Here is an 11,522-nt window from a genome sequence, read left to right as displayed (position 1 = left end):
TCACCAGTGCCCCTGAAGGCCTCACCCGAAAACGGACAAACCGGCTCCACACCTCGCTCGGACCAACCGGGAGGCGTCAGTCCAGGCCGATGCGGCGTGCCGCGGCGTCCCAGGCCGCGCGGTCGCCGCCCGGGGCGTAGTGGCGGAGCGGCTGGGTTCCGGCGACCAGGCGGCGCATCGCGGTACGGTCCGGGACGAGGCCGTGCGAGCGGGCCTGGACGAGGACGTTGCCCAGCGCGGTGGCCTCGGCGGGGCCCGCGACGACGGGCAGCCCGGTGGCGTCGGCGGTGAGCCGGCAGAGCAGCTCGTTGCGGCTGCCGCCGCCGACCAGGTGGACGGTGCGGATCTCCCGCCCGGCGAGTTCGGCGGCGCGGCGCAGGGTGCGGGCGTGGGCCAGGGCGAGCGCTTCGAGGATGGTACGGACGAGTGACCCCTGGTCCTCGGGCGGGCGCTGGCCGGTCCGGACGCAGTACGCCGCGATGCGGGCCGGCATGTCACCGGGGGCGAGGAATTCGGGCGCGTCGGGGTCGATGACGGCGGCGAAGGGGCGGGCCTGCGCGGCCGCCGCCAGCAGGGGGCCCAGCGCGTGCGGAAGCCCCTGGTCCTGCCAGGTGCGCTGGGTCTCGGCCAGCAGCCAGAGGCCCATGATGTTGCGGAGGTAGCGGGTGGTGCCGTCGATGCCCAGTTCGTTGGTGAAGTTCGCGGCGCGGGACTCCTCGGTGAGCACGGGCGCGGCCAGCTCCAGGCCGGCCAGCGACCAGGTGCCGCACGAGAGGTACGCGAAGTCCGGCTCCTCGGCCGGGACCGCGGCCACGGCGGAGGCGGTGTCGTGCGAGGCGACGGCGGTGACGGGAGTACCGGCCGGCAGCCCGGTGGCCTCGGCGACGTGCGGGAGCAGGGTGCCCGCCGGCTCGCCGGGGCGGCGCAGCGGCGGGAACAGCGCGGGGTCGAGGCCGAGCTGGCCGAGCAGCTCCTTCGACCAGGTGCCGGTGCGGGCGTCGAACAGGCCGGTGGTGGAGGCGTTGGTCGCCTCCGCTGCCGCCTCCCCGGTGAGCCGGTGCACCAGCAGGTCCGGCATCAGCAGCAGGGTGCGGGCGGCCGCGAGCCGGCCGCTGTCACGGTCAGCGGCCAGCTGGTAGACGGTGTTGAACGGCAGGTGCTGGAGGCCGGTGACCGCGTACAGCTCGGCCGGTCCCACCGACGCGCGCACCCGCTCCGCCACGTCCTCGGTGCGCGCGTCGCGGTAGTGGAACGGCTGGTCCAGCAGCTCCCCCTCGGCGTCGAGCAGGCCGTAGTCCACCGCCCAGGTGTCGATGCCGACGGAGTCGGCGCCGCCCGTCCGGGCCACCGCGCGCAGCCCGTCGAGCATGCCCCGGTGGAGCGAGTCCACGTCCCAGCGCAGCCCGTCGGGCCGCCGGAGCGGGGTGTTGGGGAAGCGGTGGGCCTCGGTCAGTTCCAGTCTGTCGGGCCCCACCCGGGCGCGCATCACGCGCCCGCTGGTGGCACCGAGGTCGACGGCGGCGAAGGTACGGGTGCTGGTCACGTCGTCCCCTCAGCGCAGGAACGCCGCGGCGACCCCGGCGTCCACGGGGACGTGCAGTCCCGTCGTGTGGGTCAGGTCGCCGCCGGTCAGCGCGAACACCGCGTTGGCGACGTGTTCCGGCAGCACCTCGCGCTTGAGGAGGGTGCGCTGGGCGTAGAACTCGCCGAGCTTCTCCTCCTCGATGCCGTACGTCGCGGCGCGCTGCGCGCCCCAGCCCCCGGCGAAGATCCCGGAGCCGCGCACCACGCCGTCGGGGTTGACGCCGTTGACGCGGATGCCGTGCCCGCCCAGCTCGGCGGCGAGCAGGCGCACCTGGTGGGCCTGGTCGGCCTTGGTGGCGGAGTAGGCGATGTTGTTGGGGCCGGCGAAGACGGCGTTCTTGGAAGCGATGTAGACGATGTCGCCGCCCATGTCCTGGGCGGTCATGACGCGGGCGGCCTCGCGGGAGACGAGGAAGGAGCCGCGGGCCATGATGTCGTGCTGGAGGTCCCAGTCCTTGGCGCTGGTCTCCAGCAGCGGCCTGGAGATGGAGATGCCGGCGTTGTTGACCACCAGGTCGACGCCGCCGAAGGCGAGTACGGCCGCACGGAAGGCCGCGGCGATCTGCTCCTCGTCGGTCACGTCCACGGTCACCGCGACGGCCTTGTCCGCGCCGCCCAGCTCCTCGGCCACCGTGGCGGCACCGTCGGCGTTCAGATCCGCGACCACCACGCAGGCACCCTCGGCGGCCAGCCGGTGCGCGATGGCCCGGCCGATGCCCGAGCCCGCGCCGGTGACCAGCGCGATGCGGGTGGCCAGCGGCTTGGCCGCGGGCATCCGCCGCAGCTTGGCCTCCTCCAGCTCCCAGTACTCGATGCGGAACTTCTCGGCCTCCTCGATCGGCGCGTACGAGGACACCGCCTCGGCGCCGCGCATCACGTTGACCGCGTTGAGGTAGAACTCCCCCGCCACCCGGGCGGTCTGCTTGTCCTTGCCGTAGCTGAACATGCCGACGCCCGGAATCAGCACGATCGCCGGGTCGGCACCGCGCAGGGGCGGCGAGTCGGGGGTGGCGTGCCGCTCGTAGTAGGCGCGGTACTCCTCCCGGTACTCCGCGTGCAGTTCCTTCAGGCGGGCGATCGCCTCGTCGAGCGGGGCGGTGGGCGGCAGGTCGAGGACGAGCGGCCGGACCTTGGTGCGCAGGAAGTGGTCGGGACAGGAGGTGCCGAGCGCGGCGAGCCGGGGGTGCTCGGCGCGGGCCAGGAAGTCGAGCACGGGCTCGGCGTCGGTGAAGTGGCCGACCTGCGGCTTGTCGGCGGAGGCGAGGCCGCGGACGACGGGGGCCAGCGCTGCGGCCCGCTCCTTGCGCGCGTCCTCGGACAGCGCTTCGTACCCCTCGACGACCGGGCCGAACGGCTCGGCCCTGCCGTGGTCGGCGAGGTACTTCTCGGCCGTGCGGATGATCCACAGGGCGTTGCGCTCGCACTCCTCGGAGGTGGTGCCCCACGCGGTGATGCCATGGCCGCCCAGGATCACGCCGACGGCCTGCGGGTTGGCCTCCTTGACGGCGGCGATGTCCAGGCCGAGCTGGAAACCTGGGCGCCGCCACGGCACCCAGGCGACCTTGTCGCCGAAGCACTCGGCGGTCAGCTTCTCGCCGTCGGCGGCGCATGCCAGCGCGATGCCGGAGTCCGGGTGCAGATGGTCGACGTGTGCGGCGTCGACGAGGCCGTGCATCGCGGTGTCGATCGAGGGCGCCGCACCACCCTTGCCGTGCAGGCAGTAGTCGAAAGCGGCGACCATCTCGTCCTCGCGCTCGACGCCCGGGTACACCTCGGTCAGCGCGCGCAGCCGGTCCAGCCGGAGCACGGCCAGCCCGGACTCCTTGAGGGTGCCCAGGTCGCCGCCGGAGCCCTTGACCCACATCAGCGCGACATCCCCGCCGGTGACCGGGTCGGTGGCCACCCCCTTGGCGGAGGCGTTGCCACCGGCGTAGTTGGTGTTACGGGGGTCGGAGCCGAGCCGGTGGGCACGCGCGAGGAGTGCGCTGACTTCGGGGTGCGGGGCCATGAGCATGTCCGTCCTTCGAGACGAGAGAGTGGATTGACGCGCCCCGTCAGGGGCGCGGGGAACTGCGCGACCAGCCACAGACGGCCCGCAGTCGCCGATGAACAGAGCGCGGCAGACGCTCAGGCGCAGCAGGACCTCAGGCGCGGCAGGCGCCTACGCGCCCCACCCGGCCTGCCGGCCCCCCACCCGCTCCGCGGCAATCCGCTCCTGCCAGCCGGAGGCCCGGTACGCCGCCATCGGGTCGGGGTCCAGCCCCATCTCCCCCCGTACCTCGACGAGCAGCGGCCGAACGTCGGTGTTGTAGGCGTCCATCAGGACGCCATTCGCCGCGAGCACATCGCCGGAACGCTGCGCTGCCCGCAGCGCATCCGTGTCCACCAGCAGCGCCTTGGCCGTTGCCTCCTGCACGTTCATGACGGAGCGGATGACGGCCGGGATCTTCGCCTCGATGTTGTGGCACTGGTCGAGCATGAAGTTCACGCCGCGCTCGGGCTCCAGCCCGCCGTTCTTGATCACCTCGTGCATGATGCGGAACAGCTGGAACGGGTCCGCCGAACCCACCATCAGGTCGTCGTCGGCGTAGAAGCGCGAGTTGAAGTCGAAGGCACCGAGCTTCCCTTCGCGGAGCAGGAAGGCGACGATGAACTCGATGTTGGTGCCGGGCGCGTGGTGTCCGGTGTCGACGACGACCTGCGCCTTGGGGCCGAGCTTCAGGCAGTGCGCGTACGAGGTGCCCCAGTCCGGCACATCGGTGGTGTAGAAGGCCGGCTCGAAGAACTTGTACTCCAGCAGCATCCGCTGGTCGTCCCCGAGCCGTGCGCAGACCTCGGCCAGCGCCTCGGCCAGCCGGTCCTGGCGGCCGGCGATGTCGTCCTGGCCCGGGTAGTTGGTGCCGTCGGCGAACCACAGCTTCAGATCGTTCGAGCCGGTCGCGTCCATGATGTCGACACAGGCGAGGAGATGGTCCACGGCCTTGCGGCGGACGGCCGGGTCGGGGTGGGTCACGGACCCGAGCTTGTAGTCCTCGTCCTGGAAGGTGTTGGAGTTGATGGCGCCGAGCGTCAGGCCGCGCTGCGCCGCGTACTCCGCGAGCTTCCCGTAGTCCTCGACGGTGTCCCACGGGATGTGCAGCGACACCCGGGGCGCGACCCCGGTGAACTCGTGCACCCGCGCCGCGTCGTCCAGCTTCTCGTACGGGTCGCGGGGGACGCCGGGCTGCGCGAACACCTTGAAGCGGGTGCCGGAGTTGCCGTAACCCCAGGACGGTGTCTCGATCACCTGTCCCTTCAGGGCGGCCTTCACGGCGGACGGGGCGGGCGTGCTCGGCATGGGTCACCTCGGCGGTGTGCGACGGCGAAACGCTTTTTGAATCGTTTCAGTACGCCTAAGTTAGGCCGCCGAAGGAGAGAGCGTCAAGAGGGTGTCCGCACGAAGCACTGCGCCCGGCCACCCCACGGCCGGGCACAGCGAAAAACGATTCAGGCGACGCACACGCCACCCGGCCCTCCGGAGCCTCAGGGCTGCCGGCGCGCCTGCCTCCCGGCCGCCCGCGCGGCCCCCTCCTCGCTGGTCTCGCTGGCGGTGCTGAGCTTGCCGCCGGAGCTCTCCAGGTGGGCGCGGATGAACCACTGGAACAGTTCCAGGCTGCGGAGCTGCTCGATGAGCATGTCCTGGGTGATCGGGTCGGGCTCGTCGGTGGCGCGCACCGCCTCGCGATGGTCCTCGATGACACCGGTGTACACCACGTCCAGCGCGCCCAGGTGCTCGATGGACTCGGCGCGCCCGATCGCGTAGTCCCCCCACGTACGCTCGGCGACCATGACGCCGGGCGTGCCGGCGGGCTCGCCGCCGAGCGTCGAGATCCGCTCGGCGGTGGTGTCGATCATGTCGCGTACGGCGTCCACCTGCGGGTCGAGCATTTCGTGCACGGCGATGAAGTGCGGGCCGACCACGTTCCAGTGCACGTGCTTGAGGGTGAGCGCCAGGTCGTTGAGCGCGTGCAGCCGCATCCGCAGCAGCTGGACGACCTCCGAGCCTGCGGAGGTGCTCATGCCCGGAACCGTATAGGCGAGCTTCGAGTCGGCTTTCGAGGCCACGGCACTGTCTCCTTCGACGGTCTTCAGGCGGTCCGGCGGGCTTGCCGGTCATCCCGGCCCGACAGGGCGCCGGGCGTGCGCCCACAGCCGTACCACCGGGCCTCACGCGGCAAACGCCTGGTTCCTCCGGTTGTACGGGCTTCCTCCCGGTGTCGCACCCCAGGGGGTTACGGAGGTACCGGCAGCGGGTACTGCGGGCACACGGCGACCGTCTCGGGGCCGCCGTGCCTCCACGCCGAGGGAGGGCCCCGTATGAGCACCTCGGCCGCCCGGGAGAACCTCCTGGGCGACCTCCTTGCCGCCAGCCATCTGATCACGCTGGAGCAACTGCCCGGCCTGGTCGCCCGGCACGCGGCGCGGGCCGGCTGGCCCGGCGTGCTGATCTACCTCGCCGACCTGCAGCAGCAGATGCTGCATCTGCTGACCGACCGGGGCCCGCGGGCCATGTACGGCCCGGCCCGCCAGGTGCGCGCGGACCGGCCCGCCGAACTGCGGGTGGACGGGACGGTCGCGGGCCGCGCCTTCCAGCTCGGCACGATCGTGCCCGCGAACGCGGCGGGCGGCGGCCAGTGGTGGGTACCGCTGGTCAACGGCACGGAGCGGATGGGCGTCCTGCGGGTCGAAGCGCCCACCGACCCGGCCCTCCCCCACGACCTGCGCAACCTCGCTTCCCTGATCGCGCTGATGCTGGTCAGCAAGCGCGGTACGAGCGACACGTACTCCCGGCTGGTGCGCCGCCGCGACATGAACGTGGCCGCCGAGATGGAGTGGCGGCTGATGCCGCCGCGCACGTTCGCCACCGACCGGGTACTGATCAGCGCCGTGATGGAGCCGGCGTACGAGGTCAGCGGCGACGTCTTCGACTACGGCATCGCCGGTGACACCGTCCATCTGGCCATCTTCGACGCGATGGGCCACGACACCGCCGCCGGGCTGACCGCCAACCTCGCGCTCGCCGCCTGCCGCAACCACCGCCGCCAGCGGTCGGGCATGTTGCGCACCGCCGCGGCCGTCGAGCACGCGCTGGCCACGCAGTTCGACAGCAGCCGCTACGCCACCGGAATCCTCGCCGACCTGAACCTCACCAGCGGCGCCCTGCGCTGGACGAGCTGTGGACACCCCGCGCCGGTCATCATCCGCGGCGGCCGTACGGCGCTCTCCCTGTACTGCCCGCCGAGCACGCCGCTCGGCACCGACCTGGAACCGTCCCCTTCGCTCTGTCACGACCAACTGGAGCCCGGGGACCGGCTGTTGCTCTACACCGACGGCATCACCGAGGCCCGCAACCCCGAGGGCCAGGAGTTCGGGCTCGACCGCTTCACCGACTTCCTCATCCGCCGCCACGCGGACGGTCTGCCGCTCCCCGAGACCCTGCGCCGGCTGATCCGGCGTCACCTGGACTACCACCACGGTCGGCTGGACGACGACGCCACCGTCCTCCTGGTGGAGTGGCACGGCCCCACGCCGTACCACCGCGACCACGTCGAGGCCCTGGCGGGCCTCCCCTCGCCTTCCCACCACCCCATCGATCGATGACCGGTCGTGGCGACGCTGCCGGCGACGACCAACGCCTGAGGCCCTCGAAAAACCAGTGGCACAGCGCCACTTGCCGGCCCTACCGTGCTGCCGACCCGAGTCGTCAAGGCAAGGACGTGCCGTTGTACACCCTGTGAGACCTCCCGAGAGCTGATCTGTCGCGCGTCGCGCATGTGCGCCGCGCTGCTTTTTGCTGCGGACTTCTCACTGAAACCGGTGTACTTCTGTGCTCAAGAACTGGGTGGTCATGCCCACCTGCCTGCCGACCGTTCTCCGCCGCTGCCACGCGTGCGCGTCCGAGCGCTTCCGGGCGAACGGCAAATTCCGCGTCAACGCCCACCACAAGCTCCTCGACGCCTGGCTCCTCGTGCTCTGCACCGCTTGCGGGGACACGGCGAAGCTGACGGTCCTGGAGCGGACGCATGTGCGCTCCGTACGGCCCGAGCTGCTGGACCGGATGCACGACAACGACCCCGGCCTGGCGGCCGAGCTGCTCCAGGACCCGGTCCTACGGCGCCGCAACCGCATCGCCCTCGACTGGGCCGGCGCCTGGCGCCTCGACACCGGCGGATCGGACGACCCGGACCGCGAGGTACTGGACGTCTCGGTCCGCTTCGCTGCCCGGATTCCCGTCCGGCCGGTGCGCCTGATCGCTGAAGGGTGCGGTCTTTCACGGGCCGAGGTCGGGCGACTGCTCACGGAGGGGAAGCTCGTGTCGGCCGCCCGGCTGAACGGCAGGCTCTCCGGCGACTTCACCTTCCTGCTCAAACCCTGAGTCCTGCCCGGAAGCACACAGCCGCATCCGCCGCCGGGTCCGGGACCCGGCGGCGGATGCGGTGTGGCGTCAGCCGGTCAGCTGCGACTTCAGCGCTTCTTGTGGTGCTTGCCGTGGTGGTCCGAGTCCGCGGCGCAGCTGTTGCCGGCCGCGGGGTTCAGCAGGCCGATGACGTTGATGCTGTTGCCGCAGACGTTCGCGGACACATCCACCGGCACCTGGACGACGTTTCCGGACAGGACGCCCGGGCTGCCGTGGGCCTTGCCTCCCGCGTTGGCGTCGGCGAAGGAGGCGGTGGCGCCGCCGAGGACGGTCGCTGCGGCCAGTGCGGTCGCCGCGAGGGCGGTACGGATGGACATGTTCTCTCCCGTGAAGAGGGGTGCTTGTTCATTGGGAGAATGACCCTTCGCGGCTGGTTCGCCACCTGGAAAGCGCCGGGACCGCCTGATTGCAGTAGCACATCGGGCCGAACGGGGCACGGGCGTCCCCCGGTCAGCCCTGCCCGGTCGGGATGGCCAGGTACTTGTACTCCAGGAACTCCTCGATGCCGACGCGGCCGCCCTCCCGGCCCAGCCCGGACTGCTTGACGCCGCCGAAGGGCGCGGCCGGGTTGGAGACCAGGCCGGTGTTGACGCCGACCATGCCGGTCTCCAGCCGCTCGCCGACCCGCAGCGCGCGGTCCAGGTTCTCGGTGAAGAGGTAGCCGACCAGGCCCCATTCGGTGTCGTTGGCGGCGCGGACCGCCTCGTCCTCGTCGTCGAAGGTGAGGATCGCGGCGACCGGGCCGAAGATCTCCGTCGACATCAGCTCGGAGTCCGGGTGCACGCCGGTGAGGACGGTGGGCGGGTAGAAATAGCCCGCGCCGTCCGGCGCCTCACCGCCGATGACGGTCTTGGCGCCGCGCCGTACGGCGTCCTGGACCAGGCCGGCGGCCTTGTCGCGGCCGGCCGCGTCGATCAGCGGGCCGACGTCCGTGCCGTCCTGGGTGCCGGGGCCGACGGTGAGGGCACCCATCCGCTCGGCGAGCCGGGCGGCGAAGGCGTCGGCGACGGAGCGGTGCACGAAGAAGCGGTTGGCGGCGGTGCAGGCCTCGCCCATGTTCCGCATCTTGGCGACCATCGCGCCGTCCACGGCCTTGTCCAGGTCGGCGTCGGCGAAGACGAGGAACGGCGCGTTGCCGCCCAGCTCCATCGAGGTCCGTACGACGGTGTCGGCGCACTGGGACAGGAGGATGCGGCCGACCTGGGTGGAGCCGGTGAAGGACAGCTTGCGGATGTCGCCGCTGCGCAGCAGCGGCTCCACGACGCCGGCCGCGTCCGTGGTGGTGACGACGTTCAGGACGCCGGGCGGCAGCCCGGCCTCGGTCATGATGGCGGCCAGCGCCAGGCTGGAGAGCGGCGTCTGCGGCGCCGGCTTGAGGACCATCGTGCAGCCGGCCGCGACCGCCGGGCCGATCTTGCGGGTGCCCATGGCGAGCGGGAAGTTCCACGGGGTGATGAGCATGCAGGGGCCGACGGGCTGGCGCATCACCAGGACGCGGTTGGCGCCGTCGGGGGTGCGCGACATGCCGCCGTCGATGCGTACGGCCTCCTCGGAGAACCAGCGGAAGAACTCCGCCGCGTAGCCGACCTCGCCGCGCGCCTCGGCCAGCGGCTTGCCCATCTCCAGGGTCATCAGGAGGGCGAGGTCCTCCTTGCGTTCGATGATCAGCTCGTAGGCGCGGCGCAGGATCTCGCTGCGGGCGCGCGGCGCGGTGGCCGCCCAGGACTCCTGGGCCGCGACCGCGGCGTCCAGGGCGCGCCGGCCGTCCTCGGGTGCGGCGTCGGCGACCTGACAGAGCTCGCGCCCGGTGGCCGGGTCGTCGACGGGCAGGGTGCGGCCGCCGGCGGCGTCCTGCCACCGGCCGTCGAGGAACAGCTGCTTGGGCGCCGCGTCGACGACGCCGATGCCGGAGCGCGGTGCGTCCGCGGCGCCCGACGGCTGGGTGCTGGTGGTCGTGGTCATGATCGGTGCCTCCCGGCGGTTCGGTGCGCGGAGCGGGCGGAGTGCGGACGGGGGACGGGCCGCCGGCGCCGTACGGACAGGGGTACGGGCGGCCGGCGCCCTGCCCGTACGGCCGGCCCCCTGTCGTGCGGGGGCCGGCCGGTCCGGTCGGTGCGGCGCCTCAGCGGTCGGCGCAGCCCGCCTGGACGGCTGCGGACCAGGCCCGCAGCCCCTCGTCGATCTGCTCCTCGGACACGATCAGCGCCGGGATCAGCCGGACCACGTTGCCCCACGGGCCGCAGGTCAGCAGGAGCAGTCCCTCGTCCACGGCGGCCTGCTGGACGCGGACGGCGGTCTTCGCGTCCGGCTCCCCGTCGTCGGTGACGAACTCGTTGGCCAGCATCAGGCCGAGTCCCCGTACGTCCCCGATGGCCGGGGTCTTGGCGGCCACGTCCTCCAGGCCGGCGCGGAGCCGGGCCCCCATCGTGGCGGCGTTGGCGACCAGTCCCTCGTCCTCGACCACGTCGAGGGTGGCGAGGGCCGCGGCGCAGGCCACCGCGTTGCCGCCGTAGGTGCCGCCCTGCGAGCCGGGCCGGGCCTTGGACATCACCTCGTCGGAGGCGGCGATGCCGGACAGCGGGAAGCCGCTGGCCAGGCCCTTGGCGGTGATGATGGCGTCGGGCCGGACACCGAAGTGGTCATGGCCCCAGAAGCGGCCGGTGCGGCCGACGCCCGTCTGCACCTCGTCCAGGATCAGCAGGATGCCGTGCCGGTCGGCGCGCTCCCGCAGCCCCTGGAGGAAGGCGGTGTTGGCGGGGGTGTAGCCGCCCTCGCCGAGCACCGGCTCCACGATGATCGCGGCGGTGTCGTCGGGGTCGGTGACGGTCTGCAGGAGGTGGTCGAGCTCGCGCAGCGCGAAGCGGGTGGTGGCCTCCTCGTCCCAGCCGTAACGGGAGGCGTAGTAGTAGGTGTTCGGGAAGGGCGTGACATGTACGCCGCTCATGAGCGGGCCGAAGCCCGTACGGACCTTGGTGCCGGAGGTGGTGAGGGAGGCGGCGGCCACCGTGCGGCCGTGGAAGCCGCCCTGGCAGACGACGATGTTGGGCCGGCCCGTGGCCTGCCGGGCGAGCCGCATCGCGGCCTCGACCGCCTCGCTTCCCGAGTTGGCGAAGAACAGGCTGTCGAGCCCCTGCGGCAGTACGTCGCCGAGCCGTTCGACCAGCTTCTGGAGGGGCTGGTGCATGACGGTCGTGTACTGGCCGTGGATCAGGGTGGCCACCTGCTCCTGGGCGGCGGCGACCACGCGCGGGTGACAGTGGCCGGTGCTGGTGACGCCGATGCCGGCGGTGAAGTCCAGATAGCGGCGGCCGTCCGTACCGAAGAGGTGGACGCCCTCGCCGCGTTCGGCGACGACGGGTGTGGCCTGGCGCAGATGCTCGGAAAGGTGGCTCATACGACAGCTCTCTCCCACGGCGTTGAGGCGGTGCGGATGGACGGTGCGCCGATGCCCGATCCCGGATGGATCGGACACAGGCTTCTA

At 72.2% G+C, this 11,522-nt stretch carries 9 protein-coding genes; 2 read left to right on the top strand and 7 right to left on the bottom strand.

The genetic code is table 11. The features are described from left to right. Positions 1-76: 76 nt before the first annotated feature. From ACZ6WH_RS01550 to ACZ6WH_RS01535, 4 genes are all read right to left on the bottom strand, one after another. Positions 77-1,486, bottom strand: a complete 1,410-nt coding sequence (locus ACZ6WH_RS01550; protein ID WP_469726211.1) for a rhamnulokinase — start codon at positions 1,484-1,486, stop codon at positions 77-79. A gap of 66 nt (positions 1,487-1,552) precedes the next feature. Then, on the bottom strand, positions 1,553-3,670 hold the full coding sequence (locus ACZ6WH_RS01545) for a bifunctional aldolase/short-chain dehydrogenase (RefSeq protein ID WP_469725159.1): 2,118 nt from the start codon (positions 3,668-3,670) through the stop codon (positions 1,553-1,555). A 75-nt stretch (positions 3,671-3,745) separates the two neighbouring features. Beyond that, entirely contained in the window at positions 3,746-4,921 is a 1,176-nt protein-coding gene (gene rhaI, locus ACZ6WH_RS01540; protein WP_469725157.1) for an L-rhamnose isomerase, read from the bottom strand. A 185-nt stretch (positions 4,922-5,106) separates the two neighbouring features. Then, positions 5,107-5,643 carry a Dps family protein gene (locus tag ACZ6WH_RS01535; RefSeq protein ID WP_361552257.1) on the bottom strand — a complete coding sequence of 179 codons (537 nt, stop codon included), beginning with the start codon at positions 5,641-5,643 and terminating at the stop codon, positions 5,107-5,109. A gap of 297 nt (positions 5,644-5,940) precedes the next feature. Between ACZ6WH_RS01535 and ACZ6WH_RS01530 the strand changes: the two genes are divergently transcribed. Both ACZ6WH_RS01530 and ACZ6WH_RS01525 read left to right on the top strand, forming a co-directional pair. Then, positions 5,941-7,224, top strand: coding sequence for a PP2C family protein-serine/threonine phosphatase (locus ACZ6WH_RS01530; protein WP_469725156.1), 1,284 nt, complete (start codon positions 5,941-5,943; stop codon positions 7,222-7,224). Positions 7,225-7,450: 226 nt separating this feature from the next. Next, positions 7,451-7,999 (top strand): DUF1062 domain-containing protein, encoded by a 549-nt coding sequence (locus ACZ6WH_RS01525; protein ID WP_469725154.1) that lies wholly within the window; start codon positions 7,451-7,453, stop codon positions 7,997-7,999. 89 nt (positions 8,000-8,088) lie between these two features. On the opposite strand, the gene ACZ6WH_RS01520 is transcribed toward ACZ6WH_RS01525, so the two are convergent. The 3 genes from ACZ6WH_RS01520 to ACZ6WH_RS01510 form a co-directional block, all read right to left on the bottom strand. Next, complete coding sequence (locus ACZ6WH_RS01520) at positions 8,089-8,358, bottom strand: chaplin (RefSeq protein ID WP_432850531.1); 270 nt, start codon at positions 8,356-8,358, stop codon at positions 8,089-8,091. Between the two features lie 133 nt (positions 8,359-8,491). Next, a complete protein-coding gene (locus ACZ6WH_RS01515; RefSeq protein WP_469725153.1) occupies positions 8,492-10,003 on the bottom strand; it encodes an NAD-dependent succinate-semialdehyde dehydrogenase in 1,512 nt (503 codons plus the stop codon). A gap of 160 nt (positions 10,004-10,163) precedes the next feature. After that, complete coding sequence (locus tag ACZ6WH_RS01510) at positions 10,164-11,435, bottom strand: aspartate aminotransferase family protein (RefSeq protein WP_469725151.1); 1,272 nt, start codon at positions 11,433-11,435, stop codon at positions 10,164-10,166. Between the last annotated feature and the right edge of the window lie 87 nt (positions 11,436-11,522).

The organism is Streptomyces sp. NPDC050806 (assembly GCF_055586425.1).
This window is presented reverse-complemented; position numbering and strand designations above follow the sequence as displayed.

What these genes read in the sequence shown, in the direction of transcription:
- ACZ6WH_RS01510 (WP_469725151.1), bottom strand. Translation starts at nt 11,435, where the DNA reads ATGAGCCACCTTTCCGAGCATCTGCGCCAGGCCACACCCGTCGTCGCC.
- ACZ6WH_RS01550 (WP_469726211.1), bottom strand. Translation starts at nt 1,486, where the DNA reads ATGCGCGCCCGGGTGGGGCCCGACAGACTGGAACTGACCGAGGCCCAC.
- ACZ6WH_RS01515 (WP_469725153.1), bottom strand. Translation starts at nt 10,003, where the DNA reads ATGACCACGACCACCAGCACCCAGCCGTCGGGCGCCGCGGACGCACCG.
- rhaI (WP_469725157.1), bottom strand. Translation starts at nt 4,921, where the DNA reads ATGCCGAGCACGCCCGCCCCGTCCGCCGTGAAGGCCGCCCTGAAGGGA.
- ACZ6WH_RS01530 (WP_469725156.1), top strand. Translation starts at nt 5,941, where the DNA reads ATGAGCACCTCGGCCGCCCGGGAGAACCTCCTGGGCGACCTCCTTGCC.
- ACZ6WH_RS01520 (WP_432850531.1), bottom strand. Translation starts at nt 8,358, where the DNA reads ATGTCCATCCGTACCGCCCTCGCGGCGACCGCACTGGCCGCAGCGACC.
- ACZ6WH_RS01535 (WP_361552257.1), bottom strand. Translation starts at nt 5,643, where the DNA reads ATGAGCACCTCCGCAGGCTCGGAGGTCGTCCAGCTGCTGCGGATGCGG.